Origin of the sequence: Solwaraspora sp. WMMA2080 (assembly GCF_027497395.1) — a bacterium.
In the GTDB taxonomy this organism is placed as follows: Bacteria; Actinomycetota; Actinomycetes; order Mycobacteriales; family Micromonosporaceae; genus Micromonospora_E.
Genome location: NZ_CP114910.1, coordinates 5734565 through 5761382, shown reverse-complemented (window position 1 = coordinate 5761382; position 26818 = coordinate 5734565). Strand labels below are relative to the sequence as shown.

General features: G+C 70.0%; 24 protein-coding genes and 1 tRNA gene. 17 read left to right on the top strand and 8 right to left on the bottom strand.

The window, feature by feature from the left end:
• Positions 1 to 42: 42 nt before the first annotated feature.
• Together lysA and argS are read right to left on the bottom strand one after the other, a co-directional pair.
• Complete coding sequence (gene lysA / locus O7543_RS26450) at positions 43 to 1428, bottom strand: diaminopimelate decarboxylase (RefSeq protein ID WP_281551382.1); 1386 nt, start codon at positions 1426 to 1428, stop codon at positions 43 to 45.
• Positions 1429 to 1482: 54 nt separating this feature from the next.
• Positions 1483 to 3147 carry an arginine--tRNA ligase gene (gene argS / locus O7543_RS26445; RefSeq protein WP_281551383.1) on the bottom strand — a complete coding sequence of 555 codons (1665 nt, stop codon included), beginning with the start codon at positions 3145 to 3147 and terminating at the stop codon, positions 1483 to 1485.
• 105 nt (positions 3148 to 3252) lie between these two features.
• Between argS and O7543_RS26440 the strand changes: the two genes are divergently transcribed.
• The 6 genes from O7543_RS26440 to O7543_RS26415 all read left to right on the top strand — a co-directional run bounded on the left by O7543_RS26440 (position 3253) and on the right by O7543_RS26415 (position 7554).
• Complete coding sequence (locus tag O7543_RS26440) at positions 3253 to 4149, top strand: DUF3105 domain-containing protein (RefSeq protein ID WP_281551384.1); 897 nt, start codon at positions 3253 to 3255, stop codon at positions 4147 to 4149.
• Entirely contained in the window at positions 4146 to 4895 is a 750-nt protein-coding gene (locus O7543_RS26435) for a DUF305 domain-containing protein (RefSeq protein ID WP_281551385.1), read from the top strand. The genes O7543_RS26440 and O7543_RS26435 overlap by 4 nt, the downstream gene beginning before the upstream one ends.
• A 234-nt stretch (positions 4896 to 5129) precedes the next feature.
• On the top strand, positions 5130 to 5825 hold the full coding sequence (locus O7543_RS26430; protein ID WP_348650045.1) for a winged helix-turn-helix domain-containing protein: 696 nt from the start codon (positions 5130 to 5132) through the stop codon (positions 5823 to 5825).
• A 112-nt stretch (positions 5826 to 5937) separates the two neighbouring features.
• A tRNA-Arg gene (locus O7543_RS26425) sits at positions 5938 to 6009 on the top strand.
• 70 nt (positions 6010 to 6079) lie between these two features.
• Positions 6080 to 6313 (top strand): hypothetical protein, encoded by a 234-nt coding sequence (locus O7543_RS26420; RefSeq protein WP_281551387.1) that lies wholly within the window; start codon positions 6080 to 6082, stop codon positions 6311 to 6313.
• Positions 6314 to 6510: 197 nt separating this feature from the next.
• On the top strand, positions 6511 to 7554 hold the full coding sequence (locus tag O7543_RS26415; protein WP_281551388.1) for a hypothetical protein: 1044 nt from the start codon (positions 6511 to 6513) through the stop codon (positions 7552 to 7554).
• Positions 7555 to 7631: 77 nt separating this feature from the next.
• Here the strand turns inward: O7543_RS26415 and O7543_RS26410 are convergent, their stop codons facing one another.
• Genes O7543_RS26410 through O7543_RS26400 form a run of 3 tightly spaced genes read right to left on the bottom strand, consistent with a single transcriptional unit; the run spans position 7632 to position 10076 of the window.
• Positions 7632 to 8096 carry a hypothetical protein gene (locus O7543_RS26410; protein WP_281551389.1) on the bottom strand — a complete coding sequence of 155 codons (465 nt, stop codon included), beginning with the start codon at positions 8094 to 8096 and terminating at the stop codon, positions 7632 to 7634.
• On the bottom strand, positions 8071 to 8760 hold the full coding sequence (locus O7543_RS26405) for a sigma-70 family RNA polymerase sigma factor (protein WP_281551390.1): 690 nt from the start codon (positions 8758 to 8760) through the stop codon (positions 8071 to 8073). Before O7543_RS26405 ends, O7543_RS26410 begins: the two co-directional genes overlap by 26 nt.
• Positions 8757 to 10076, bottom strand: coding sequence for a S8/S53 family peptidase (locus O7543_RS26400; RefSeq protein WP_281551391.1), 1320 nt, complete (start codon positions 10074 to 10076; stop codon positions 8757 to 8759). Before O7543_RS26400 ends, O7543_RS26405 begins: the two co-directional genes overlap by 4 nt.
• 190 nt (positions 10077 to 10266) lie before the next feature.
• On the opposite strand from O7543_RS26400, the gene O7543_RS26395 reads away from it, so the two are divergent.
• From O7543_RS26395 to O7543_RS26350, 10 genes are all read left to right on the top strand, one after another.
• A complete protein-coding gene (locus O7543_RS26395; RefSeq protein WP_281551392.1) occupies positions 10267 to 12942 on the top strand; it encodes a CHAT domain-containing tetratricopeptide repeat protein in 2676 nt (891 codons plus the stop codon).
• Between the two features lie 175 nt (positions 12943 to 13117).
• On the top strand, positions 13118 to 13972 hold the full coding sequence (locus O7543_RS26390; protein WP_281551393.1) for a TIM barrel protein: 855 nt from the start codon (positions 13118 to 13120) through the stop codon (positions 13970 to 13972).
• Positions 13969 to 14862, top strand: coding sequence for a transketolase (locus O7543_RS26385; protein ID WP_281551394.1), 894 nt, complete (start codon positions 13969 to 13971; stop codon positions 14860 to 14862). The genes O7543_RS26390 and O7543_RS26385 overlap by 4 nt, the downstream gene beginning before the upstream one ends.
• Before the next feature lie 5 nt (positions 14863 to 14867).
• A complete protein-coding gene (locus tag O7543_RS26380) occupies positions 14868 to 15812 on the top strand; it encodes a transketolase C-terminal domain-containing protein (protein ID WP_281567281.1) in 945 nt (314 codons plus the stop codon).
• Between the two features lie 220 nt (positions 15813 to 16032).
• Positions 16033 to 16938 carry a sugar-binding domain-containing protein gene (locus O7543_RS26375; RefSeq protein ID WP_281551396.1) on the top strand — a complete coding sequence of 302 codons (906 nt, stop codon included), beginning with the start codon at positions 16033 to 16035 and terminating at the stop codon, positions 16936 to 16938.
• A gap of 717 nt (positions 16939 to 17655) precedes the next feature.
• On the top strand, positions 17656 to 20139 hold the full coding sequence (locus O7543_RS26370; RefSeq protein ID WP_281551397.1) for a nucleoside hydrolase-like domain-containing protein: 2484 nt from the start codon (positions 17656 to 17658) through the stop codon (positions 20137 to 20139).
• Positions 20140 to 20365: 226 nt separating this feature from the next.
• On the top strand, positions 20366 to 20593 hold the full coding sequence (locus tag O7543_RS26365) for a hypothetical protein (protein ID WP_281551398.1): 228 nt from the start codon (positions 20366 to 20368) through the stop codon (positions 20591 to 20593).
• 125 nt (positions 20594 to 20718) lie between these two features.
• Complete coding sequence (locus tag O7543_RS26360; protein WP_281551399.1) at positions 20719 to 21243, top strand: hypothetical protein; 525 nt, start codon at positions 20719 to 20721, stop codon at positions 21241 to 21243.
• 562 nt (positions 21244 to 21805) lie between these two features.
• Positions 21806 to 22387: a hypothetical protein gene (locus O7543_RS26355; RefSeq protein WP_281551400.1), complete on the top strand. Its 582-nt coding sequence runs from the start codon at positions 21806 to 21808 to the stop codon at positions 22385 to 22387.
• Between the two features lie 154 nt (positions 22388 to 22541).
• Positions 22542 to 23138, top strand: coding sequence for a DoxX family membrane protein (locus O7543_RS26350; protein WP_281551401.1), 597 nt, complete (start codon positions 22542 to 22544; stop codon positions 23136 to 23138).
• 79 nt (positions 23139 to 23217) lie between these two features.
• Here the strand turns inward: O7543_RS26350 and O7543_RS26345 are convergent, their stop codons facing one another.
• From O7543_RS26345 to O7543_RS26335, 3 genes are all read right to left on the bottom strand, one after another.
• A complete protein-coding gene (locus tag O7543_RS26345; RefSeq protein ID WP_281551402.1) occupies positions 23218 to 24471 on the bottom strand; it encodes a Dyp-type peroxidase in 1254 nt (417 codons plus the stop codon).
• Positions 24472 to 24475: 4 nt separating this feature from the next.
• On the bottom strand, positions 24476 to 25087 hold the full coding sequence (locus O7543_RS26340; RefSeq protein ID WP_281551403.1) for a copper chaperone PCu(A)C: 612 nt from the start codon (positions 25085 to 25087) through the stop codon (positions 24476 to 24478).
• A gap of 66 nt (positions 25088 to 25153) precedes the next feature.
• Positions 25154 to 25756 carry a copper resistance CopC family protein gene (locus O7543_RS26335; protein WP_281551404.1) on the bottom strand — a complete coding sequence of 201 codons (603 nt, stop codon included), beginning with the start codon at positions 25754 to 25756 and terminating at the stop codon, positions 25154 to 25156.
• A gap of 133 nt (positions 25757 to 25889) precedes the next feature.
• Here O7543_RS26335 and O7543_RS26330 point away from each other — a divergent pair, with 133 nt between their 5' ends.
• Positions 25890 to 26774, top strand: coding sequence for an ABC transporter substrate-binding protein (locus O7543_RS26330; RefSeq protein ID WP_281551405.1), 885 nt, complete (start codon positions 25890 to 25892; stop codon positions 26772 to 26774).
• Positions 26775 to 26818: the final 44 nt, after the last annotated feature.

Here is a 26818-nt window from a genome sequence, read left to right as displayed (position 1 = left end):
CGCGCCGCGCGCGCTATCCACGTCGTCCCGCCGCCTGCGGCGCTATCCCACGTCCAGTGCCAGCAGATCGGCCTCGGTCTCCCGACGGACGATCACCCGGGCCGCTCCGTCGCGGACCGCGATAACCGGCGGCCGGGGCACATGGTTGTAGTTGCTCGCCATGCTCCGGCAGTACGCCCCCGTGCCCGGCACCGCGAGAAGATCTCCCGGCTGCACGTCGGCGGGCAGGAATTCATCCTTCACCACGATGTCCCCGGACTCACAATGCTTTCCCACGACGCGGGCGAGGATCGGCGCCGCGGTCGACGCCCGGGAGGCGACCGTCGCCGAGTAGGAGGCGTCGTAGAGGGCGGTACGGATGTTGTCGCTCATCCCGCCGTCGACGCTGACGTAGCTGCGGATGCCGTCGACGTCCTTGACGGTGCCGACCTGGTAGAGGGTGAACACCGCCGGGCCGATGATCGCCCGGCCCGGCTCGACCGACAGGTGCGGCACGGCGAGCTGCAACGCCTCACACTCACTGTCGACGATCTTGTTCATCCGCTTGGCCAGGTCGTGGGCCGGCGCCGGGTCGTCCTGGGTGGTGTAGGCGATCCCGAACCCGCCGCCGAGATCCAGCTCGGGCAGCTCGACGCCGCGCGCGTCGCGGATCTGCGCCTGCAGCGCCAGCACCCGCCGGGCGGACACCTCGAACCCGCCGGCGTCGAAGATCTGCGAACCGATGTGCGAGTGCAGCCCGCGCAGCTCCAGCACACCCTCGTCGAGGATCCGGGCGGCCGCCTCGAACGCCGCCCCGCCGGCCAGCGAGAAGCCGAACTTCTGGTCCTCGTGGGCGGTGGCGATGAACTCGTGGGTGTGCGCCTCGACCCCGACGGTGACCCGGACCAGCACCTTCGGCCGGACCCCCCGGTCACGGGCCAGCGTGGTCAGCCGGTCGATCTCGTCGAACGAGTCGACGATGATCCGGCCCACCCCGGCGTCGAGGGCCCGGGTCAGCTCGGCGACGCTCTTGTTGTTGCCGTGCAGGCCGATCCGCTCCGGCGGCATCCCGGCCGACAACGCGACGGCCAGCTCACCGCCGGTGCAGACATCCAGGTGCAGGCCCTCCTCGGCGATGATCCGCACCACCGCCCGGCACAGGAACGCCTTGCCGGCGTAGTAGACGTCCTGGCCGGCGAAGGCGGCCCGGAAGTCGCGGCAGCGGGCCCGCAGGTCGTCCTCGTCGAGCAGGTACGCCGGGGTGCCGTACTCGGCGGCCAGGTCCCGCACGTCCCGGCCGCCGACGGTGATCGACCCGGCGTCCGCCCGGGTCACCGTCCGCGGCCACAGCTGCGGCAGCAGGGTGTTGACGTCATCCGGGGTACGCAGCCAGCCCGGCCCCCGGCTGCCGAGGTCACCGTGCAGGGCCCCGGCCTCGTGTGCGCGCACGGCGCTACCGTCCTTCGTCGTGGATGGATCTGGGTCTGGGTACGTCGGCCGGGGTCACATCCGCTCGGGCGCCGAGACGCCGAGCAGGTCCAGGCCGTTGGCGATCACCGTACGGGTGGCGTCGTTGAGCCACAGCCGGGCCCGGTGCCGGTCGGTGATCTCCTCGTCGCCGAGCGGCATGATCCGGCACTTGTCGTAGAACCGGTGGTACGCCCCGGCCAGCTCCTCAAGGTAGCGGGCGATCCGGTGCGGCTCACGCAGCTCAGCGGCGGAGGCGACCACGGCGGGGAACTCGCCGAGCGCCTTGAGCAGCTCGTTCTCCTTCTCATGGTCGAGCAGCTCGGGCCGGAAGTCGTCCGGCCCGCCCCGCTGCAGCCCTACCTCGGCCGCGTTGCGGGCCACACTGGCGGTCCGGGCGGCCACGTACTGCACGTAGAAGACCGGGTTGTCGTTCTTGGCCCGGGTCCACCGCTCCACGTCGATGTCGATCGGCGAGTCGGACGAGTAGCGGGCCAGTGCGTACCGGGCGGCGTCGACGCCGATCGCCTCGACCAGGTCCTCCAGGGTGACCACGGTGCCGGCCCGCTTGGACATCCGCACCGGCGTCCCCTCGCGCACCAGGTTCACCAGCTGCCCGATCAGGATCTCCAGGGTCTGATCCGGGTCGTCGCCGAAGCAGGCCGCCATCGCCCGCAGCCGGCCGATGTAGCCGTGGTGGTCGGCACCGAGCATGATCACGACCTGGTCGAAGCCGCGCTCCCGCTTGTCCAGGTAGTAGGCGCAGTCGGCGGCGAAGTAGGTCCATTCGCCGTTGGACTTGCGCAGCACCCGGTCCTTGTCGTCGCCGAAGTCGGTGCTGCGCAGCCAGGTCGCGCCGTCGCGCTGGTAGGTGCGCCCCTGCTCGCCCAGCCGGGTCAACGCCAGCTCCAGCTCGCCCCGGGCGTGCAGGTCCTTCTCGTTGAAGTACGTGTCGAAGTGCACCCCGAACCCGGCCAGCGACGCCTTGATCTCGTCGAACATCAACGCCACGCCCTCGACCCGGAACAGCTCCCGGGCGGCGTCGTCGTCGAGGTCACGGACCTCGGGGTGTTTGGCGGCCACGGCACCGGCGATGTCGGCGATGTACGCCCCGCCGTACCCGTCCTCGGGCGCCGCCTCGCCCCGCGCGGCGGCGAGCAGTGAGTTGGCGAACCGGTCGATCTGGGAGCCGGCGTCGTTGAAGTAGTACTCGGTGCCGACGTCGGCCCCGGTGGCCCGCAGGATCCGGGCGAGCGCGTCACCGACGGCCGCCCAGCGGGTGCCACCGAGGTGCACCGGGCCGGTCGGGTTGGCCGAGACGAACTCCAGGTTGAGCCGGCGGCCGGTCAGGCGGGTGCTGTGGCCGTACTCCCGGCCGGCCAGGACCACGGTGCGGGCCAGCGCCCCGGCGGCGGCCGAGTCGAGTCGGATGTTCAGGAAGCCCGGCCCGGCGATCTCCACCGAGGCGATCCCGTCGGCCTCGCTGAGCGCGGCGGCCAGCGCGGCGGCCAGCTCACGTGGGGCGGTGCCGACTCGCTTCGCCAGTTGCAACGCCAGGTTCGAGGCGTAGTCGCCGTGGTCTGGGTTGCGCGGACGCTCGACGGTGACCACGTCGGGGAGTAAAGATAGATCGAGGTCACGGTCGACGAAGACCGACCGGGCCGCGGCGCGGACGAGCTCAGCGAGATTGGCGGGAGTCACCAAAGCATGTTACCGGGGGTAGACTCGTGGCCTTGGCGGCGACCCTCACCTGCTGTGTCCCCGCTGAATGCCCCTTGACCGACCGACCTGACGAGGCACCACACCATGAGCATCAGCACCCAGGGTGGCGACAACCGCAACCCCTCCGTGGTCAGCACCGGCAAGCCGGCGGCCGGCGGCAAGCCCCGGACCGACGATAAGGCTGCGGGCAAGCCGGCGAAGGGCAAGTCGGCGAGCGGCCGGGGCGGTGGTGCCACGGCCACCCGGACCACCGGCGGCAAGACCAGCGGCAAGACCAGTGGCAAGGCCGGCAAGGGCGGCCGCAAGCCGGTCAAACCGGTCAAGGTCACCCAGGAGCGCAACTGGGGTCCGATCGCGCTGATGGTCGGCGTCGGGGTACTGGCCACCGCGATCATCGGGTACGGGGCCTACGCGGTCTCCCAGGAGGCCCGGTCGTGGCAGGACCGCGCCTCGGAGATCACCGACCTGGTCAACTACCGGGAGGCCAACCCGGCGGCGCTGGACCCGATGGCCGGCAAGCAGTCGCACGAGTGGGGCCCGCTGGAGTACGAGATCCAGCCGCCGGTCGGCAGCAGCCACAACCCGAACTGGCAGAACTGCATGGGCGACGTCTACGACGCGCCGATCGCCAACGAGCACGCCGTGCACAGCCTGGAGCACGGCGCGGTCTGGCTCACCTACCAGGAAGGTCTGCCCGCCGACCAGGTCGAGACGCTGGCCAGCAAGATCCAGGGCAACGAGTACACCCTGATGAGCCCGTTCGAGGGCCTGGAGTCGACGGTCTCGCTGCAGGCGTGGGGCTACCAGCTCGCCGTCGACGACGTCGACGACCTGCGGATCGACGAGTTCATCCGGGCGCTGCGACAGAACGCCACCGTCGAGCCGGGTGCCACCTGCTCGGGTGGGATCACCGCCACCGGCACCACCCCACGTGACATCGGCGCCCAGGAGCAGCAGATGGACGGCGGCGCCGGATCGTGACCGCCAGGACGGAAACGGACGCGATGGCCGACACCGAGCGGGACCCGGTCGACGGGCCGTCGACGCAGCCCCGGCCGGCGGACCCGGCCGGCGGGGAGCCGACCGATCCGCCGACGCCCGGTGGCGATGCGGCCGAAACCAGCCGCCGTGGCCGGTTCGGCACCGCGTGGCTGGCCGCAGCCGTCGTGGTCGGTCTCCTGCTCGGGTACGCCGCCGGCCTGCTCACCCCCGGTCTGCTGCGTCCCGGCGACGCCTCGCCGGAGGCCGGGTTCGCCCGGGACATGTCGACCCACCACGCGCAGGCCGTGGAGATGTCGATGATCGTGCTGGAGCGCAGCGAGAACCCGGCGGTGCGGACCCTCGCCAGCGACATCGCGCTGACCCAGCAGAGCCAGATCGGCATGATGCAGACCTGGCTACGTGAGTGGGGCCTGGAGCCGACCGGCACCCAGCCCCGGATGGACTGGATGGAAACCACCGGCGAGTGGGCGGTGGTCGACGGTCTGATGCCGGGGATGGCCACCGACGCGCAGCGGGCCGAGCTGAGGGCGGCCACCGGTGCCGAGGTGGACCGGCTGTACCTGTCGCTGATGCTCACCCACCACCTGGGCGGCATTCACATGGCCGACGGGGTGCTCGAGCTCTCCGACGACGAGGATGTGCGCTGGCTGGCCGAGTCGATGGTGAGCGGCCAGCAGAAGGAGATCGAGCTGATCCGTACCCTGCAGTCCCAGGTCGGCGGCTGACACCGCACCGCCCGACGGCGGCCCTGTGCTTACCGGCACCGCCCCGCCCGTCCCGGTCTCTGCCGGGGCGGGCGGCGTCGTATCCGCCTTTATCCCGTGGTACCCCGCCACCTCCAGCCTTGCCCGTTCCATGCCGCTATACCATGACTTCGCATACTTTGCCGGACTCTACCGTCTCAGACGTTTTCTAGGCACATATCGCTACCGTCCTGATACAGCCTCGTTGGTCCTAGCGTGGGGGCACTTCTTAGCGATACTCGGAGATCGATCACGAGCTGGTGCCGACGGCACACGCTCGGCGGTGACGGCGCGGTGGCGGCCCGCCGTCGCGGATCACCCACCGGTGACGCTGGCGGGCTGACACCGGAGCAGGAACTCGACCTGATCGGCCTGTTGCGGGGCCGATGGCCGGAGGACCACGCGCTGGACGACGAGCTGTGGAGCCGTCGTACGGTCGCGACGCTGATCGAGCGACGGTTCGGGCTGACGCTGAGCCCGGCCGACGTCGGCCACTACCTGGACGCATGGGGGCTGGCGCCCCGGCGGCCGGAGGAACGCGCCTGCGGGCTCTGCGTCGACGCGGTCAACGAGTGGGTGGAGCGGGTCTACCCGACGGTGCTGCGCGCGGCCCGGGAGCACCGGACGGACCTGTGGTGGCTCGGTCGGACCCGGTTGCACGGCACCACCCCGGCTGCGGACGTGCTGTCGGCCGCCTCGGTACGCGGCCAGATCCGGTTCATGATCCTGACGCCGTCGATCGATCCGCCGCTGCCGCGCGAGTTCCTGCTGCGGCTGTGCGGACCGGACCGGCGCGGGGCGCATCTCGTCGTGGACGGCTCCTGGGCCAGCTCCGAGCTGCCCCGCCGACTGCCTCGGACCATCGTCACGCACCTGCTGCCGAGCTGCGCCCGCCCGACCCGGTCAGCCTGAGCAACTCCCGCGTCCCGGCCGGCGACCGGACCACCGCGCCGGCGGGACCGGACACGGCGGATACCGATTCGGCGACCCGGTGCTGGGTTTGCTAATCTTCCTGGGTCGCTGAGCCCCCGTAGCTCAGGGGATAGAGCACCGCCCTCCGGAGGCGGGAGCGCAGGTTCGAATCCTGCCGGGGGCACACTTGCTGAAGAACCCTCGACCTGCACGACAAGGCCGCTGACCAGGGCGATTCCAGTCAGCGGCCTTCATTGTCTGTCATACTGTGTCCGGCCGTCACCGGCCCGTGGCGAGCAGCTGTGCCGAATGCCGCCAGCACGCCCAGCCCTGCCGTGGTGGTCGCCCCGTCGAGTGCGCCGCAGCAGATCCATAGCCTGTTCGCCAGCCGCTGCGTCGACGTGCGCGGACCCGATACGCGGGACGGCACCCCGTGGCTGCTGTGGGACTGCATCAACGCACCCCGGCAGCAGTGGCGCCTGTTCTGATGAGAACCAGCTGACCAGATCTCCAAAGAACCCAGAACTCGACACCGGACGCCAGACGCCGCAATTTTCGCCATCTGCCGATCCCGCCACCCCGCCAAAGGTATTTCTGTCCATCAATCTCTCTCGGTAGAGGTATCCGCCCCGCGCGACCGTGACCGTCACGGTCCGCCTTCCACACCCCTACCTCGGGAGGAACCTTGTCCACGCGACTGACGCAACGCGTACGTCGATCAACGCTCGCCCTGGTAACCGCTGCCGCCGTAGCACTGCTGCTGCCGGTCAGCTCGGCCACGGCGGCGGCGCTGGACCGCTCGACCGGCAGCGGTGCAACCGCCGCACCCGTCGACGTCTTCATGAAGGACCATCCGTCGGACGTCGGGATTCAGCCGCACGGCCTGAACCCGATCTGGGCGAGCCCCGACATCAAGGTCTGCCCCACCGCCGTCGAGTGCTCGACCAGCCAGAACCCGATCGTCGGGCAGACCAACTACATCTTCATCAAGCTGCGCAACCCCGGACCGTACGGTTCCGGCGGCATGGAGCAGGGTGAGATCCACGTCTACCGGACCACGCCGGGTGGCGGCGCGACCTGGCCCACCCACTGGACCGAGATCGGCTGGATGTCGGTGCCGGTCTACGCCGGTGTCACCACCGTCACCATTCCCTGGAACGGTGTCCCCGGCCCGGGGCACTTCTGTCTGCTCGCCCGCTGGGTCTCCCCCAACGACCCGATGGCCTTCGAAGGTCCGAGCAACAGTGTGAACACCCGGAACAACAACAACATCGCCTGGCGCAACGTCGACTCGGTGGCGCTGTCGACCAGTGGGCAGACCGAGGTCCGGCCATTCGCGATCGGCAACGTCCTGCGGGAGCCGACCCGCAACAGCGTGGTCTTCAGCGCGGAAGGTGCACCACTGCAGGCCGCTGGCGGGCGGCTCGTGGTGGATCTCGGGCCGACGTTGTTCGCCCGCTGGGTCGAGGGCGGCATGGCCGGCAAGGGCATCCGGGAGGCGGGCCGTAACCGGGTCGAGATCGTCGAACCGGGCCAGGCCAGTCTGGACAACCTGATGCTCCGGGGCAACGAGCGGCTGACCATGCGACTGCTGTTCACCGCCACCAACCCGGTCGATAAGCCGATCGCCGTACTGGTGACGCAGTTCGGCCCGGACGTCGACGGCTCCGACCGGGCCGACCTGGGTGGTGTGCGCTACGACGTGACCGTCAGCAAGCAGGACCGTTAGCCACCTCGCAGGGCAGGGACGGAGGTGGCGTCCGGGACCCGTGACCTCCGTCCCGACGAGGTTCCGGATCTGCTGGCTCAGCGAAGACTGACCCAGCAGGTCCGGACCTTGTACGTCGCGGTGCTGGCCCGCAGCTGCACCGGGCCGGTCGGCGGTACGCCCATCGAGAAGAACCCGGCCTCGTCCACCTGGACGTCCTCGTACTGCCCGGCGGCCGACCGGGCGCTGAGCCGGCCCGTCGCGGCCGGAGAGAGCTGCCCCACCACCCCGGTCGCGGTGACCTCGATGGCGAGGACCACCGGGCCGGAACGGAAGGTCAGCGTCCGGTCGGTACCGCCGGACCGGGTCGATCCGGCCGGATCGAGGTCACAGGCCGAGTCGAAGACCAGCTCGGCGACCGCCAGCTCGGCGTCGACGGTCCGCCAGCTGAACGCGGCCAGTGCCGCGGCCAGGAAGTGCTCCGGCACCGGTCCGGAGTCGCGCAGGGCGGCACCCAGCTCGATCAGCAGCTCGTCGTCACTGTTTGGTGGCCACTGCCGCATCACGTTCACCTCCGTTCCCCTGCTGCCCCCCGGGCGGGCCGATCCTGACGTACGGGGCGAGGGCTGGGCAGTTGCGCAGCTTCGCCAAGCATCGGGCCTGGGTCGGGCCGACACTTCCAGTGGGCATGCCGAGTTGCTCGCCGATCTCACGGTAGCTGGCCGGCGGGTCGGCGACGAGTAGCGTGAGTAGTTCCCGGCAGCGCGGCGGCAACTCGGCGAGCGCGTCACGCAGCGCCTGGCACCGCTCGTCCCGGAGCAGATCCTCGTCGGGCGTCGTCGGGTCGACCAGCCGGAAGACACCGACATGCGCGTCGGTCGACTCGTCGTACGGGTCGAACGGCTGCGTACGCCGGCCGAGCCGCAGCATTCGGTGACACTCCCGTCGGGTGGTGGTCACCAGCCACGCGGGCAGAGCGTGTGCCTCGCGCAGCCGGCCGAGGTGCTCGACCAGCCGCAGCCAGACGGTCTGGTTGACGTCGGCGGCGTCGGCGTGGTCGAGCCCGTGGCTGCGGATCACCGCCGCTACCAGCGGGCCGTACCGGTGGACCAGCGCGGACCAGGCGGTCTCGTCGCCGGCGGCGGCAGCGGAAACCAGGTCGGGGACGGTAGCCGGCGCTGGGTCGGTAGCCGGCGGTGGGTCGGGGACGGCGTCGGGGCTGCTCATTCGACCAGCACGCCGTAGTCGGGGTGCCAGGCCGGGCCGGAGGTCAGCACCGCCGCGGCGGCCGCCGCGTCCAGCCCGGTGCCGGTCATCAGGGCGGCGAGCCGACCGGAGACGTGGCCGGTGGCGAAGGAGGTGCCGGCCCAGGCGGCGAAGCCGTCGAAGTGCAGCACCGGTTGGCCGGGCAGGACCATCTCCCCGTCGACGTACGTGCTGGTGCGGTCGCCGTACGCGCTGGCGTCCACCCACGAGCCGTAGTTGCTGTAGTCAGCCGGCACCGGGACGCCGTCGGTCGCGTCGAGGGCGGCGACGGCCAGCACACCCGGCAGCGCCGCCGGCCAGGACGGACGGCGGGTGCCGGCGTTGCCGGCGGCGGCGACCACCGCCGTCGTCTTGGGCAGCGCGGCGACGGCGTTGGCCAGCGGCAACGGCGGCTGGTCGTGCTGCGTGAAGTAGCCGAGGGAGAGGTTGATGACCGACACCTGCGGACCGAGCCGGCCGATCGCGGCGATCAGGCTCTCCTCGTCGCCGATGCCGTTGGCGTCCAGTGCCGACTCCGGGTCGACCCGTACACCGGGGGCGGCCTGCCGTACGACACCGGCGACGAAGGTGCCGTGCCCGCCCTGCAGGGCCAGTTGGGTGCCGCCGAGGTACAGCGGGTCCTCGTCGTCGGGCTCCGGCAGGTAGCTGCCGCCGAGCCAGTCCGGGTGCACGTCGCCGGCGAGCCGCCAGATGCCGGTGTCGCAGACACCGACCGTGACGTCGGCCCCTTCACCGAGCCGGGCCGGATCCGGCGGTGGAAGCGCGGCCGCTACCCGTGGTGGCCCGCCGGGGTTGCCCATGATGTTGCCGAAGCCGAGCAGGACGTGGTGCGGCTGCACCTGCGGGGCCCGCCCGCCGGGCCACTGGCGCGGGTCGCGGAGCTTGTCGACCACGGCCGGGACGTCGGTCTCCCGGTCGAAGCACAGCCGGCCGACTTGGGCGAACCCGTCGTCCTCGGTGACCTGGTGGCCATCGGCGCGCAGCCGGGCCGTCACCCGCTCGACGTCGGCCGGGGCGACCAGTAGCTGCCGGGGACGGTAGAGGAACTCCTTGCCGGCTGCCGCGGTGTACCGCCGTACCGCCGGGTGGGCGGCCAGGATCTCCAGGAACGCCCGTTGGTAGCTCTGGTCGAGGGACCGGTCGGCGGGCCCTGGCGCGCCGGCCTGGCCGGTCGGGTGCGACCAGTTGGTCGCCGGGCCGAGGGGCAGCAGCGCGGCCGCCAGCGCGGACCACCCCATCAGCTGCCGGCGGGAGACCTGCCCGGGGAGACCCGGCACGGGGTGACGGTGGTCGGACGACACCTGACCCTCCAAGCGGGTGGGAGACGGGGCCGGCACCACGAGGGCGACCACAGAAGGTTACGGGACCGACACGATTATTTCAAAGGATAGTTATGTGTCAATTAAATGACTGGCGCCCGGGTGCCGCCGTTGACCCGGGGTGCACGGGTGGGGAATTCTCTGTCTCGTGACCGAACGCACCGATTCCGGTGTCGACCTGGCACAGCGGGCCCTGGACACCGTCCAGCGCTACCCACACGAGGCCATCTCGATCGCCCACCGGGTGCTTGCCGACGCGCCGGACGCCCGCGCCCGATCCACTGCGGAACGCGCCATCGGCCTGGCGTTACGCGAGCTCAACGACCTAACCGGCGCGGCACGCCACCTGCACCGGGCGGTGCGGGCTGGGGACGACGCCCGGCTTCGGGCGCTGGCCCGGATGAGCCTCGGCTACGTCCTGGCCAGCGCCGGCCGGACCACTGCCGCGCTGCGGGTCGTCACCCTGGCCCTGCCGCAGCTGACCGGCGCCGACGCCGGCCGGGCCCGGATGCAGCGCGGCGTGGTGCTGCACTACCGGGGCCGGTTCGACGAGGCGGTCCGCGACTACGACCAGGCGGTGGAGATCGCCCGCCGTGAGGGCGACCTCCTGCTGGAGGCGCGCGCCCGCAACAACCGGGGGCTGCTCAACGCCCACCTCAACGCCCATCTCGATGCCGACACCGACGACGACCTGAACCGCGCCGCGGCCATCTTCAGTCAGCTCGGGCTGGACCTGGCCGCCGCCGACGCCCGGTGGAACAGCGGCATCGCCACCGGGCAACGCGGCGACGTGGCCGGCGCGCTGCACTGCTTCGCCGAGGTCGACAACGAGTACCGCCGGCTCGCAGTGCCCCGCCCCGCGCTGCTGCTGGACCGCTTCGAGCTGTTGCTGTCCGTACCGCTGATCGACGAGGCGGTCACGGTGGCCGAGACCGCCGTGACCGAGCTGCGCCGGCTCGGGATGGCCTCGGACCTGGCCGAGGCGCTGCTCGCCCAGGCGCGGGCCGCGCTGCTCGCCGGCGACCTGGCCACCGCGGCCGACACCGCCGGGGCGGCACGTAGCCGGTTCCGACGGCAGGGCCGGCGGGCCTGGGCCACCCTCGCCCGACACGTCGAGCTGCGGGCCGGGTACGCCCGGGGCACCCGGTCCCCCGCGCTGCTCGCCGCGATGATCCGTACCGCCGACCAGCTCGACGCCACCGGCTGGCCCGGACCCGCCCTCACCAGCAGGATCGAGGCCGCCCGGCTGGCCACCACGCTGGGCCGGCACAGCCGGGCGGTCGAACTGATGGAGGTCGCCGCGGACGCCCGGCGGCGGGGCACCGCACCCCGCCGCGCCCAGGGGTGGTACGCCCTGGCGTTGCGCCACCGGCTGGCCGGCGACGAGTCCGGGGCGGCCCGTGCGCTGCGCCACGGTCTAGCGGTACTCGACGGACACCGCGCCTCGCTCGGCGCGACCGAACTGCGGGCCAACAGCGGGACGTACGGTAAGGAGCTGGCCGCCGAAGGCCTGGACATCGCCATCCAGCGGGGCGCACCGGCGCAGGTGTTCACCTGGGCGGAACGGTGGCGGGCCAACGCGCTACGGATGCGGCGGGTCTCACCGCCACCGGATCCGGACCTGGCCACCGCGCTGACCGAGCTGCGGATGGTCAGCGCGGCACTCGAGGACGCGTTGTTGGCCGGCAACCCGGTGCAGACGCTACGCGGCAGTCAGGCCCGGCTGGAGCAGCGGATCCGGGAGCTGGCCCGAGGGGTCAACGGTGGCGGCGAACTGCTCGCGCCGCCCGGGGTCACCGACCTCGCTGCGGCGCTCGGCGCCGCCGTACTGCTGGAACTGGTGGCGCACGGCGAGCGGCTGCTCGCGGTGCTGGTCCACGACGGCCGACCGACGCTGCACGACCTCGGGTCGTTGACCGACGCGGTACGGGTGACCCGGCTGCACCGGTTCGGGTTGCGCCGGCTGGTCACCACCGGCGACAGCGCCGACGCCCGGACCGGGGTACGGCACACTGCCGGCGCACTGGACCGGCAACTGTTCGATCCGGTACGCGACCTGATCGCCGACCGTCCGCTGGTGATCGTGCCGATCGGCGACCTGCACGCCGTACCGTGGTCGGGTCTGCCGACCTGTGCGGGCCGGGCGGTGACGGTGGCGCCATCGGCGACGGCGTGGCTGCGGTCCGCCGGCCGGCGGTCCGGCGGGGTGGATCCGCAGCCGGCCGGCGGACCGGCGGCTGGGGCGCAGCCGGCCGGCGGGCCGGCGGTGCTGGTGGCCGGGCCGCGACTACCGGCTGCCGAGACCGAGGTACGGCAGCTCAGCGCGGTGCTGCCCGGCTCCCGCACGCTCACCGGGGCCGCTGCCACCGCCGACGCGGTAACCGGGGCACTCAACGGCGCGCGACTGGCCCACATCGCCGCGCACGGGCGGTTCCGGGCGGACAACCCGCTGTTCTCCACACTGGAGCTGGCAGACGGACCATTGACCGCGTACGAACTGGAGCGGATCATCAGTCCGCCCGGTTGCGTGGTGTTGTCGGCCTGTGATTCCGGGCTGGCCGGGGTCCGCCCCGGCGACGAGGTGATGGGCTTCACCGCGGTGCTGCTGGCGCTGGGCGCCCGCTGTCTGATCGCGACGGTGCTGCCGGTGCCGGGCGAGCTGACCACCGCGCTGATGCTGGAGTTGCACCGCGAGATGCTGGCCGGGCATGCTCCGGCGGTGGCGCTGGCCCGGGCACAGCGGGCGTTCGCCGCGGACCCGGACGGTGCGGTCGGGGCCCGGCATGCGACGGCCGCCGCGTTCGTCTGCTTCGGCGCCGGTTGAGCCCAGGTGCAGTCGGCCGCTCCGCCGTTGGCGTTGTCGAGGGGCCGCAGAATTCGCCTGCCACCGTACCGGACCTCCGGTTAGCTGACGAGCGACGACGCTGGCCGACCCCGCCGGGCCCGCTGTCACCACCCTGGAAGCAATAGCCCGGGCGGGCGAGGTCGGTGAGCTGTCCGTGGTCGATCTGAACTACCCGTTCACTGCGGGAGTCGGTCTGTCCGAGGTGAAGGACGCGCTTGCCGAGGCCGGCCTGGCCGCCATCGGCATCACGCCGGAGATCTACCTGCGCAGGTTCAGCAAGGGCGCCTTCACCAACCCGGACCCGGCGGTACGGTCCACCGCGCTCGACCTCATGCACGAGGCGGCCGGAGTCGTCCGCGAGCTCGGCGCCGACTACGTCAAGATCTGGCCTGGTCAGGACGGCTGGGACTACCCGTTCCAGGTGGACCACCGGCAGCTCTGGGCACTGGCCGTCGACGGCATGCGCGAGCTCGCTGGCGCTCATCCCGACCTGAAGTTCGCCATCGAGTACAAGCCACGCGAGCCCCGGGTGCACATGACCTGGGACTCCGCCGCCCGTTCGCTGCTGGGCATCCAGCAGATCGGCTTGGACAACGTCGGGGTCCTGCTCGACTTCGGTCACTCACTGTACGGCGGAGAATCGCCCGCCGACGCCGCTCAGCTGCTCATCGACCACGGCCGGCTCTACGGGATGGACGTCAACGACAACCTCCGCGGCTGGGACGACGACCTGGTGGTCGGCACCGTTCACCTCACCGAGATCTTCGAGTTCTTCTACACCCTGCGGGTGAACAACTGGGAAGGCGTCTGGCAGCTCGACCAGTTCCCATTCCGGGAGGACAGCGTCGAGGCGGCCCGGCTGTCCATCCGCTTCCTCAAAGCGGTGCACCGAGGTCTGGACCTGCTCGACATTCAGGCACTACGCGAGGCGCAGCACCGCCAGGACGCACTCACCGCGCAACGCCTGGTGCAGGACGCCCTGTTGCGATCGATGGCGGTAGACCGATGAACGCGGCACCGGTCGCTGCCCCCGACAACTCGGCGCTGCCGGTTCTCGGTCGGATCGGCCCCGGGGCCGGCCGGGAAGCGATCATCGCGCACATCCGGGAAGGCGCCCGGCTCATCCGGCGACGCGACATCAGCATGATCAACGCGGCCGGGCTGGGGCATGTCGGTGGCGAGTTCAGTGTCATCGACATCCTGGCCACCCTCTATCTGCACGTGCTGGAGATCTCCGCAGACCGACTGGATGATCCCGAGCGAGATCGGCTCATCCTGTCCAAGGGTCACGCGGCCGGCGCACTCTACGCCACGCTGGCCGCCGCCGGTCTGCTCGACCCTGTCGCCCTGGACACGTTCCTGCAGCCGCTGTCGAAGCTCAACGGACATCCCGACCGGACCAAGGTCCGCGGTGTCGAGGCCAACACCGGCCCGCTCGGGCACGGTCTGCCGATCGCGGTCGGCACCGCCCTGGCCGGCAAGCTCGACGGTTCCCGTCGACGCACCTTCGTCGTCCTCGGCGACGGCGAGTTGCAGGAAGGCTCCAACTGGGAGGCGATGATGGCCGCCGCACACCACCGGTTGGAGCGCCTCACCGCGATTGTCGACCGCAACCGGCTGCAGCAGGGTGCCCGGGTCGCCGACACCAACGAGCTGGAGCCGCTCGCGGACAAGATCCGTGCGTTCGGTTGGCAGCCGGTCGAGGTAGACGGACACGACCACGGCGCGCTGCTCGACGTGCTCACCCGCGCCCCGGCCGACGGCAAACCCACGTTCGTGATCGCCCACACGGTGAAGGGCCATCCGATCACCTTTATGAGCGACGAGGTCGCCTGGCACCACAAGGTCCCCGACGCCGACCAGGTTGCCACCGCCCTCGCTGAGTTGGAGACAGAGTGAGCGCCTTGACGACCGATCAGGTCCTGCACGACTGCCGCGACGCCTACGCGGCGACCCTCGTCGAGCTCGCAGCAACCGATCCACGGATCGTCGCGGTGGTCAACGACTCGGTGGGTTCCAGCAAGCTGAGCGAGTTCGGCAGCAGATTTCCTGACCGGCTGATCAACGTCGGCATCGCCGAGCAGGACATGGTGGGCGTTGCCGCCGGCCTGGCCAACGGCGGGAAGATACCATTCGTCTCGGCCGCCTCGTGCTTCCTCACCGCCCGCGCGCTCGAGCAGATCAAGGTCGACGCCGCGTACTCCAACCACAACCTGAACCTGTGCGGGATGAGCCCGGGCATGGCGTACGGCGAACTGGGACCCACCCACCACTCGATCGAGGACCTGGCCTGGCTCCGTGCCATACCCAATCTCACGGTCATCGTGCCCAGCGACCCCGCCGAGACCGGACAGGCGGTCCGCTGGGCGGCCGGACATCCCGGGCCGGTCTTCATCCGGGTCAGTCGGATGGGAGTCGCTGCGGTCAACGCCGAGAACTACCGCTTCGTGGCCGGGCAGGCGGTCCGGCTCCGCGAAGGAACCGACGTCACGATCATCGCCAACGGAACCGTCGTGTCCGCGGCGATGGAGTCCGCCGGCCTGCTGAGTCGGCTTGACATCGAGGCTCGGGTGCTGTCGATGCCGACCGTCAAGCCGCTCGACGTCGACGCCGTCGTCGCGGCGGCACGGGACACCGGCGCGATCGTCACCGTCGAAGAGGCGCTGACCACGGGTGGCCTGGGCGGAGCGGTCGCGGAGACCGTTGTGCAGCACCATCCGGTTCCGGTCAGGTTCGTCGGCGTCCCCGGCGTGTTCGCGCCCACCGGTTCGGCCCGGTGGCTGCTGGAGCACTTCGGGATCTCTCCCGCCGGCATCGTCGACGCGGCCCACCGGGCGCTTCGACGCTGACCCGCACGGGGTTCCGAGTGTTCTGCGCGTGCGTCTGCCGACCGGAAGGCGGGCGCTACGATCGGCAGGGATCGGCCAACCGGCCCTCGGGCAAGTGCCAGAGGGTAGCCACCAAGCCGCAGCTGAGGAGGATGTCGTCGGCACGAAACCACGAGCGGCATACAGCGACGACCAGGTTCGGCTTGTCGCGAAGGTCGCCCGCATGTACCACGAACGAAACATGCGGCAGACCAGCATCGCCGATGAGTTGCACATCTCGCAGGCACGTGTGTCCAGGCTGCTCAAACGAGCCACTGAGATTGGCATCGTCCGGACGATCGTGTCGCTGCCGGCCGGTGTCCACACCGACTTGGAGGAGGCTGTCGAGCAGCAGTACGACCTGCATGAGGCCGTGGTGGTCGATGCCTCGAGTGTGGATGACCTGCTCCCAGCTCTGGGCGCGGCGGCAGCCGACTACCTGGAGACCACCCTCACCGGCGGTGACCGGGTCGGCATCTCCTCGTGGAGCGCGACTCTGCTGGCCGCTGTCGAACGGATGCGTCCGTCCCGCGCCCGCGTCGTTGATCAGGTCGTCCAGATCGTCGGTGGCGTCGGGAATCCTCGCGTGCAGGTACGCGCAAACCTGCTGATGAGCCGATTCGCGGCGATGACCGGAGCCGAGCCACTTTTCATGCCGGCGCCGGCGATGCTCGGCACCGAGGCTGCTCGCGAGGCGTTGTTGCGGGATCCCACTGTCGCGGAAGTGCTGCAGACCTGGCCGAAGCTGACGATGGCACTGGTCGGCATCGGCAGCCTCGAGCCCTCGCCACTGCTACTCGAGAGCGGCAACGCCCTCGCGGAGCCTGACCAGGCGGCCCTACGCGCCGGCGGTGCCGTAGGGGATGTCTGTCTGCGGTTCTACGACGCCGTAGGTCAGGCCGTGCACACCCCGCTCGGCGACCGAATCCTTGGCATCAGTCCCACAGAGTTGCAGACGATTCCCCGGAGAGTCGCCGTCGCTGGCGGGAGGAACAAGCTCGCCGCCATCCGCGGCGCGCTGCTCGGCAAGCACGTCAATGTGCTCATCACCGACCTCACGGTCGCCCAGCTTCTGGTTGACACCCCAGATCGACCTACTTCCCGGTAGCTCATTCGATTTTGTTTCGCCGAGGCCAGCGAAACTGGTAAGTCTGGCAGGTCGACAAGATTGCCTACCGCCGCAGTCAACCGATGTCGCACCCTCGTCGAGCGGGTATTCATAACCGACTTTCCTTGCAGCGCCCGGCCCCTACTGGCATGATGAGGTGTGGACAACACGCGCCGGGAGCCCAGAAGCGCTGATGTTCCGTGGCCGAGGGCAACGGCGACGGACGCACCCGTCCCTCGACGACGTAGCTGAGGGCAAAGGCCAGCAGTAGCACGCCGGCCACCCGGCGAAAAGCAGGCCCACGCCCTCAGCTACGCCCATCGCGGCGTCGCGCGGTCACCGCAACGACGCTCGCTGTCGCATGCGCAGCGCCCACTGGAAAGCGTCAGCCCGGCCGAGCACCCACAAACACCGACGCCAATCAAGGCGAAACAGCGCGCCCAACGGGCATAGAATAGATATTCAGTGACGACTACCCTTGCAGTCGCGATTCACATCTGCGACGATGAATGTATATATGGCTTTCGGGAGACCGGGGACGCTGCTCGTTCTGTGGCCGAGGGCAACGGCCGCGGAGACTTTCGTCCTTCATACCCGCAGCTGGGGCGACAGCCGGCGAGATGTCCATTCACATTCTGGCAGCAATGCGCTCAGCTCAGGTCCAGCTGCGCTGTTCGCCGCCCGTTCTCCTGATTAGGGTGGCAGAGAGGAAGCCCGATGAGGCTTGCCCACCACAAGAGAACTCGACTGTCCGGACTCCGACGTAGCGCGCTGGCCGCGACCGCGCTCGTCGTGGCTTCCACCGCGACAGTCGCCGTCGCCACTCAAGCCAGCGCCGCAGCCGGTTGCCGGGTCAACTACAACATCACCAGCCAGTGGTCCGGCGGCTTCGGCGCGACCATCGACATCACCAACCTCGGCGACCCGATCTCCGGCTGGACACTCCAGTTCACCTTCCCCGCAGGCCAGACAATCACTCAGCTCTGGAACGGCTCGGTCAGCCAGTCCGGCAGCAACGTGACCGTCAGAAACGCCTCGTACAACGGCAACATTCCCACCAACGGCACCGTCAGCCCAGGGTTCAACGGAGCCTGGACCAACAACAACCCGAAACCCACCTCGTTCACCCTGAACGGCACCGTCTGCACCGGCTCCACCACCCCCACCACCGCACCACCCACCACCGCACCACCCACCACCGCACCACCCACCACCGCACCACCCACTCAGACGGTCTTCGCCATCAACGCTGGCGGCAGCGCCTTCACCAGCTCGGACGGCACCGCCTTCGCTGCCGACACCGGCTTCTCCGGCGGCTCCACCTACACCGTCAGCGACTCCATCAACGGCACTACCGACGACGCTCTCTTCCAGAGCGAACGCTACGGCAACTTCAGCTACTCAGCCGCAGTGCCGAACGGCTACTACACCGTCACCCTCTACTTCGCCGAGGTCTACCACACCGCAGCCGGCCTCCGGAGCTTCGACGTCCTCATGGAGGACGCCGAACAGGTCAGCGACCTCGACATCTTCGCCCGAGTCGGCGCGGACACCGCCTATACCACCCAGAGCTCCGTGGCAGTCGGCGACGGCACCATCAACATCCAATTCGTATCCAACGTCGAGAACGCAAAGGTCAACGCCATCAAAGTCGCCCGCGCCAGCAACCCCGGCGACCCAGTGGCCGCCTTCACCATCACCCCGACCAACCCCAAACCGGGCGACACCATCACCGTCGACGCCACCGCATCCTTTGACCTCGACGGCACTATCACTGCCTACCGCACCGACTACGGCAACGGCACCGTCAAGACCGGCGCAGTCACCACCCACCAGTACTCCGCCGCGGGCACCTACACCGTCACCGTCACCGTCACCGACAACGACGGCCGCACCAACTCCCTCGCCAAGTCGGTATCGGTACGAGCCGCGTCCTCGAAGCCGCGGGTCATCAACACGACCGACCTGGGGGCTGACCCGGACGACCTGCAGTCGCTCGTTCGTATGCTGGTGATGGCCAACGAGGTGGACCTGGAAGGCATCATCGGCAGCACCAGTTGCTGGCGGCCGACGCAGAGCTCCTCCAACATGAACAACCTGCTCAATCCCCGACTGAACGCGTACGGCCAGGTACTGTCCAACCTGCAACGGCACGCCGACGGATACCCGAGCCTGTCGTACCTGCAGTCCATCTCGAAGCTGGGTCAGACCGGCTACGGCATGGACGCGGTCGGTTCGGGTAGGGACACCCCCGGCTCGGAGCTGATCATCGCTGCGGTGGACCGGGACGATCCCCGGCCGGTTTGGGTCAACTTCTGGGGTGGCGGCAACACTTTGGCGCAAGCGGTCTGGAAGGTACAGAACACTCGCAGCCAGGCAGAGGTCAACCGGTTCATCAGCAAGCTCCGGGTGTACGACATCCTCGGTCAGGACGATGCTGGCGCGTGGCTGACGAAAAACTACCCGAACCTCGTCTACATCCGCGCAAAGAACCTGGTGTACAGCTGGCAGCCGTCGGACGGTTGGTTGGACTCCAACGTCCAGAACCACGGTCCGCTGGGGGCGCAGTACCCGGACAGGCAGTGGGCGACCGAGGGTGACACCCCGGCGTTCCTGCACCAGATCGCGAACGGGCTGACCGATCCGGACCACGTGGACTGGGGCGGCTTCGGCGGTCGGTTCGGCCCAGCCGAAAGGTCCGCTGTACGTGGTATGTCCTGCAGCGGTCGGCTCGACCACGAGCCGTCGTTCGACCCCTACTACATGTACACCGACGCGTCGGAGGGTGGCAGCTCGATCAACCGGTGGAGCACCGCCATTCACAACGACTTCGCGGCCCGGATGGACTGGAGCATCACCAGCAGCTACTCCGGCGCCAACCACCATCCGATCGCCGTGCTCAACGGTGACACCACCAAGGATGTCCTGGAGATGCCCGCCTCCGCTGGCTCCAGTGTGAACCTCAGCGCAGCCGGCTCCAGCGACCCGGACGGCAACTCGCTGGCGTACACGTGGTCGTACTACGACGAGCCCAGCTCGTACAACGGCAGCGTGTCGATCAGCAACAGCTCTGGCACCTCGGCCACGGTGCAGATCCCGTCGAACGCTGGCGGGCAGAGCATCCACATCATCCTGCAGGTACGTGACAACGGGTCGCCCAACCTGTACTCCTTCCGGCGGATGGTGATCAACGTCCGGTAGGTCGGGTCAGCCGCCGGCCGTGGGGACGGAGCGGCGGCCAAGGGGCGCCTCCCAGGCAGGACATTGTTGGACTGCCCGGGAGGCGCCCTGCTTCCTGTGGTCCGACCGGCCAGCACCCCCGCCGCCCATTGATCTGTTTCGTTAGATTGTTCGAAACTTATCGCCGCGACATCCGCGAACTTCGATTGATGTCGCAGCCGTCACCTAGCCGGAAGGGAGAGCCCTGGTGATCATCAGCTCGGGCCGCTCGAAGATCCGTTCGGCGGTCGTCATGCTCTCCACAGCAGCCCTCGCGGTCGCTGGAGCCATGACAGTACTGGCGGGAACCCGCGCCGCCGACGCCGCCGACGGTGCCCTCGCCTTCGCCTCGAATGTCGAGGATGAGGGCGCCGACTGCCTCGTACCCAATCCAGGTTCCTTCAGCCCAGCTCCCGACTTCCAGATCCGGTCCTAAAAATCGACGGTTCGCGGATCACCACCAAGGCCGAGTGGGTATGCCGGCGGGCCGAGATCCGGGAACAGGCCGAACGGTACGTCTACGGTGACAAGCCAGCGAAGCCGGCCACCGTCACCGGCACCATGACCAGTTCCAACATCACGGTGAACGTCTCGCACAACGGCCGCAGCTCCAGCTTCTCGGCCAGCGTCCAACTGCCCAGCGGATCCGGACCCCACCCGGCCGTCATCGTCTACGGCGGTTTCGGCGCGGACACCGCCACCATCCGGTCCGCCGGTGCCGCCGTGATCAGCTTCGACCCGTTCTCCGTCGGCCAGGAAGGCACCGGACGCAGCAACAAGCAGGGTGCCTTCTACAGCATCTACGGCTCGTCCAGCAGCACCGGGCTGCTGATGGCCTGGGCGTGGGGCGTCAGCCGGATCATTGACGTCATCGGATTCCTTCCGTGGATACTCCGGCGTTGCGGCCGGGAGGAAACGGAACTCCTGCGGAGCAGGGCAGGGAAAGCCGATCCGCCGCCGGGGCGGATCGGCGTCCAGGCGCGATCGGATGCGGCAGGCCGTAGTCCGTACCCTCGGGTAGACCGTGCATGTCGACGTGCAGGGGCGATGACCACGAGCCAGCGACGAATCCAACGAAGTACGTGAAATTGGATTCGCCAGCCGGAAGGCAGACACGCTGCTCATAGTCGGACAGATGCCAGGTCGCCTGCGAGGTACCGGCGGCAGGTGCCGCCGATCCCGTGCCGACGGCCGCCGACGCGGTCGATGGACTTATCGCCAAGGTCAGCGCCAAGCCGGTTGCCACTGCGAGCGCCACCTTGACTGAGCGGGTCAATCTCACGATGAGCCTCCTTCGGTGATGCGACCTCGGACGACCTCCAACCCCAGAACCCGGTACACACCCGGTTCGCCGCCCCTCGTGCACGGAGCATCACGTGGATACTCCTCGAACACCACGCACCTCTTGGGTATCCCCTACAACCACACCAGCATCGATGTTGCCGAATCTGTCCACTCGTGCTGAAATGACTCACATCGCCGCAGCGTGGGGGCAACCGCGCTGAGAACGGCCAGCCGGGAGCATCGCAGCGTCGGCAGCGCGGCACCTGGCAGACACCCGTGCCGCACCGCCCGACAGGCTGTCCGTCAGCAACATCCACTCTGGTCTGCCAAGGCATCGGATTCGGCGACGAGGTGAGAAGTAGCCATGGTTCCCCGGGAGAGATTCGCCAGGTGGTACCGAAACCGCTTCGCCTGGGTGGCGGTGATCCTGCTGGCGAGTTCGTTCAGCGTGGTCGTACTGGCCGACTCGGCCGACCCCGACCTGGCACCGGCGGATCTGCGCGGACAGATCATGACCCGGATGCGCGCCACGCTTGAACAGGCGGACCCGGGGCAGCACAACCACGCCGATCACATCGTGCAGGCGGCCGACGGCGACGGACGGGCACCGGCGGTGATCTGCGGGGTCCACGTCTACGGCCACGAGCCGACCGACGTCGACACACTCGCCGACGTACGGACCGTCTACGGCTTCCACCTCTGCGGGGTCGCCGGACCCGACCGCCCCTGGGACGTCGCTCCGAAGCTCGCCGGTCCGGTGATCATGGACCTGTCCACCGAGCCACCCGGTATCCAGGTGGTCGAGGCCACCGCCGAGGTCATGTTCGTCGACCGGCTGCGGCAGATGTTCCCACCGAAGTACGCGGAGCTGGCGATGAAGGAGGCTCTGGCCGAACCGGAGATGGCCGATCTGCGCCGCCGGTACGACGCCGCAGCCGGACTCTGACCACACCGAACGGAGCGCTGGCGGCGCCGACGGACGTCCCGTGGTGGTCGGGACCAAGGTCCCGGCCACCACGGGTGTTCCGCCTCAGGCGGCGGGACCCGCCAACGCGGGAAGCTGATCTCGTCACAGCGAGATACGAGTCGCGGAGGCGACGATGACCACCACCCAGCACACCAGCCACCGGTCGATCGAACGGCCCCTCGATCGCGCCGAACTCCCCGGCGCGATGCTGACCACCACCGCCGCCCGGGCCATGGCCGTGCTGCGGATCTCCACCGGGTTCGTCTTCCTCTGGGCGTTCCTCGACAAGACCTTCGGCTTCGGCTTCGCCACCCCGGCCGAGCGGGCCTGGGTCAACGGCGGCTCGCCGACCAAGGGCTTCCTCTCCTCGGTCGAGGTCGGCCCGCTGCAGTCGTTCTTCCACTCGATCGCCGGCACCTGGTGGGCCGACACCCTGTTCATGACCGGCCTCGGCGCCATCGGCATCGCGCTGATCGCCGGTATCGGGCTGCGGGTCGCCGCCGCGTCCGGTGCCCTCATGATGGTGTTCATGTGGCTCGCCGAGTTCCCGCTCGACCGCGTCACCGCCAGCGGGGAACCCGCCCACGCCACCAACCCGCTGGTCGACTACCACATCGTCTACGCGGTCGTCTTGGTCGCCCTCGCCGCCGCCTACGCCGGCCATACCTGGGGTCTCGGCCGACTCTGGGCGAAGCTGCCCTTCGTGCAGCGCAACCGCTGGATGATCTGACCTTCCCCTCCCCCGATCGGTGTGCCGGACCGCTCCCCCGCGGTCCGGCACACCGGCGTCTGACGTGCCGCCGACCCTGTCAGGCCAGCAGACTCTCGCCGATCCAGCCGCCGGGCCCGCAGCCGGGCGGAATCGCGAACACCGCCGACCCGATCGGGGTCACCCACTCGTTGAGCAGGTCGTGGTCGGCAAGCCGCTGCTGGATCGGCAGGAACTGGGCGGTGACGTCCGCCTGGTACGCGGCGAAGATCAACCCGCTGTCCGGCGTACCGTCGGGGCCCGGCACCCCGTCGTAGTTGTACGGCCGCCGCAGGATCTTGTACCGGTCGTCGGTGATGTGCGCCCGGGTGACGTGCGAGAAGTCCGGCATGATCGGCAGCCCGACTTCGTTGACCGCGGAGAAGTCCGGTTCGTCGGTCTCCTCCTCACCGGTCAGCGGTGCCCCGCTGTCCAGCCGCCGCCCGATCACCAGCTCCTTGTCGACCCGGCCCAGCTTGTCCCAGGTTTCCATCTCGGTGCGGATCCGGCGCACCACACAGGTGGTGCTGTCGCGCAGCCAGTCCGGACCGTCAGCGGCCCAGACCGCCGTGTCGAACGCGGGCGTGTCAGGGGTCGGGTTCGCCGTACCGTCGATCTGGCCCATGATGTTGCGCTGGGTGTGCGCCTCATGTTCGACCCCCCGCCCCCGGCGGAAGCCCTGCTGCACCCAACGCACCCGGGCGAACGGCCGGGCATCCTTGATCAGCATCCGTTGCGCGTGGGCCACCGTGAGCGGATCGTCGGCGCAGATCTGCAGCAGTAGGTCACCGCCGGACCAGCCGGGTTCCAGCCGGTCGATCGCAAACGCCGGCAGGTCGGCCACCGAATCCGGCCGGCGGTCCGGCACCCCGGCCACCGCGTACAGCCCGGGGCCGAACCCGAACGTCACAGTCAACCGGGCCGGCAGCACCGCCAATTCCGGCTCGGTGTCGGCCAACGGCGCCACGCCCTGGGTCAGCCGGGCCGCATCGTCGGTGAGCAGCCGCAACAGCCGGCCCAGTGCCGGCCGGCCCGTTCCCGTGTTCAAGGTGAACGCGACGAACGAGGCGTACGCCTGTGGCGCGGTCGCCACCCCGGCCTGCCGCGCCCCGTGGAACGGCACCGTCTCCGTACCGAAATCGACCGGTAGCGGCTCGGCGGCGGCCGGGCCGGGGTCGGCCGGTTGCCGGTTGCTGGTTGCTGCCGCGGCGACCGCCGCACCGCTGGCCAACGCTCCGCCGAGCGCGGCGGCGCCGCCGGTGAACAGCAGGCGGCGGTTCACCGCCGGCCGGGCAACGTGTTCCTCAGCAGGCATGCGCTCAGCCGTTGTCCATGTCCATGTCCATGTCCATGTCCATGTCCATGTCCATGTCCATTTCCGAGTCCGGGTCGTAGCTCTCCTCGGCCCCGGCGAAGGGCTTCGCCACCGCGCTGAACTCGTACGTCCCGCCGTCGGCGAACGTCATCGTGAAGGTGATCTCGTCACCGGGCTGAACCGCTTCGGCGATGTCCATCAGCATGATGTGGTCGCCGCCGGGTTCGAGGGTGTGGCTGCCGCCGGCCGGTACGGTGATCCCACCGCCCTTCTCCCGCATCACCATCGCGCCGTCCTGCATCGCCATCTCGTGCAGCTCGATCGGGGAGATCGCGGTCTCGACCGCAGTGACGGTGATGTCGGCGTCGGTGTCGTTGACCAGCACCCCGAAGGCGGCCGTCATGCCCTCGTCGGCGGCTTTCACCCACGGATCCTCGATGACGAGCCCGGCGGTCTGGGTCACCGCCGGGCTGTCCGACGGCGTCGGCTCGGCGGTTGTCGACGCCCCGTCGCCACCGCAGCCGGCGAAGGCGAGCACGACACCGGCGAAGCCGGACAGCGCCGCGAGCCGCCGTGCCCGCTTCCGTACCGAACCAGCCTGGACCGCTGTTGACATGCGCGTTCTCCTCACGAGTGGTATCCGAGTAGTCGGGCCGTGATCCACACCGGTTCCGGAAGTGACCTAGGTCACCCGTCGGCGACGCGCGGCGAAGAACGCCGCCACGGCCGCCCCGACGATCACGAGCGCCACCCCGCCGACCAGGTACGGCCACCGCTCGACGCCACCCGACGGCTCCTCCGGCTGCGCCTGCCCGGGTTCCGCTGCCGCGCTCCCGGTCGCGGCGGCGCTCGCCGTCGCCGCACCGGACGCGGCGGTCAGCGGCGCGTTCACCGCGAACCGGAACGACCCCTGCACCGGGTGGCCGTCCGCCGACACCACCCGGTACGCCACCGTGTAGACGCCGTCCGGCAACGGCTGCACCGGCCGCGCCACAGCCCGCTGCTGATCCACCACCGGGCCCTCCACCGGCACCTGCGCACCACCGGCGTCGCTGACCACGATGGTGGTGAACTCGCCGTTGAGCCGCTCGGTGAACACCAGCTCGATTTCTTCCGGCGCCTGCGTCACCCGGGTGTTCTGCCCGGGCTGCGAACTCACCAGCGCGTTGTGCGCCACAGCCTGCGACGCCGGCAGCAGGACGGCAGCAACGGCGGCGGTGACGGACACTGCCGCGCGCAGGCCCAGCGTGGCGAAGGCGACGCCACGGCGACCACGTACGGACATCTCGGCTGTTGTCGGCACGGATGACACCTCCCTCGGTCAGGGCTTCTGGACCCGGCCCGGAATCGATTGAACATTACTCACGTCGCGACGCTCGCCGCTGGTCGGACAGCTTGCCAGCCCGCACAATGACCTGATGCGCCTGATGTCGTTGCTGCCGTCGGCGACGGAGATCGTCTACGCGCTCGGGCTGGACGACGATCTCGTCGGGGTGACCTTCGAGTGCGACGAGCCGCCGACCGCCCGCCGGGACAAAGCCATCGTGGTCGGTGGCCGCGACACCCGGGGCATGACCCCGGCGGAGATCGACAGCTACGTCAAGGGCCGGATGGCTGCCGGGGACGACCTGTACACGCTGCACGCTGACGCGCTGGCCGGCCTGGCACCGGATCTGATCCTCACCCAGGACCTGTGCCGGGTGTGCGCGCTGCCGTCCGGCCAGGTGTCCAACGCCCTCGACTACCTCGGCTGCCGCGCCGACGTGCTGTCGCTCGACCCGTACACCCTCGACGAGGTGCTCGACACCTTCGTCGCGGTGGGTGAACGTACCGGCGTACCGGATCGGGCCGGCGTGCTGGTCGCCGGCCTGCGCCGCCGGCTCGCGGCGGTGGCCGCCGCAGTCGCCGGCGCCGCCGCGCCCCGGGTGGCGGTGGTGGAGTGGGTCGACCCGCCGTTCACCGCCGGCCACTGGGTGCCCGACCTGGTGTCGGCCGCCGGAGGCAACCCGGTTGCCGCCCGTCCCGGTGCCCGCTCGACGCAGACCACCTGGGACGCCTTCGCCGCCGCCGACCCGGACGTGGTGCTGGTGGCACCGTGTGGCTTCCATCTCGACGGCGCCGCCCAGCAGGCCCGAGTGGTGACGGACCGGATGCCGGGCGTACCGGTGTGGGCGCTCGACGGGGACTCCCTCGTCGTCCGGCCCGGACCGCGGCTGATCGACGGGGTCGAAACCATCGCCGCCGTGCTGCACCCCGACCGGGTGCCGGCCGCGCCGGCCGGCGCGGCCGCCCGCGTCGCCTGATCACGGCCGCCCGCGTCGCCTGATCGGGGATCCAGTGTCGGGCC

What these genes read in the sequence shown, in the direction of transcription:
- O7543_RS26440 (WP_281551384.1), top strand. Translation starts at nt 3,253, where the DNA reads ATGAGCATCAGCACCCAGGGTGGCGACAACCGCAACCCCTCCGTGGTC.
- O7543_RS26410 (WP_281551389.1), bottom strand. Translation starts at nt 8,096, where the DNA reads ATGCGGCAGTGGCCACCAAACAGTGACGACGAGCTGCTGATCGAGCTG.
- O7543_RS26405 (WP_281551390.1), bottom strand. Translation starts at nt 8,760, where the DNA reads ATGAGCAGCCCCGACGCCGTCCCCGACCCACCGCCGGCTACCGACCCA.
- O7543_RS26385 (WP_281551394.1), top strand. Translation starts at nt 13,969, where the DNA reads ATGAACGCGGCACCGGTCGCTGCCCCCGACAACTCGGCGCTGCCGGTT.
- O7543_RS26375 (WP_281551396.1), top strand. Translation starts at nt 16,033, where the DNA reads ATGCGGCAGACCAGCATCGCCGATGAGTTGCACATCTCGCAGGCACGT.
- O7543_RS26370 (WP_281551397.1), top strand. Translation starts at nt 17,656, where the DNA reads ATGAGGCTTGCCCACCACAAGAGAACTCGACTGTCCGGACTCCGACGT.
- O7543_RS26360 (WP_281551399.1), top strand. Translation starts at nt 20,719, where the DNA reads ATGACCAGTTCCAACATCACGGTGAACGTCTCGCACAACGGCCGCAGC.
- O7543_RS26355 (WP_281551400.1), top strand. Translation starts at nt 21,806, where the DNA reads ATGGTTCCCCGGGAGAGATTCGCCAGGTGGTACCGAAACCGCTTCGCC.
- O7543_RS26350 (WP_281551401.1), top strand. Translation starts at nt 22,542, where the DNA reads ATGACCACCACCCAGCACACCAGCCACCGGTCGATCGAACGGCCCCTC.
- O7543_RS26345 (WP_281551402.1), bottom strand. Translation starts at nt 24,471, where the DNA reads ATGCCTGCTGAGGAACACGTTGCCCGGCCGGCGGTGAACCGCCGCCTG.
- O7543_RS26340 (WP_281551403.1), bottom strand. Translation starts at nt 25,087, where the DNA reads ATGTCAACAGCGGTCCAGGCTGGTTCGGTACGGAAGCGGGCACGGCGG.
- O7543_RS26335 (WP_281551404.1), bottom strand. Translation starts at nt 25,756, where the DNA reads ATGTCCGTACGTGGTCGCCGTGGCGTCGCCTTCGCCACGCTGGGCCTG.
- O7543_RS26330 (WP_281551405.1), top strand. Translation starts at nt 25,890, where the DNA reads ATGCGCCTGATGTCGTTGCTGCCGTCGGCGACGGAGATCGTCTACGCG.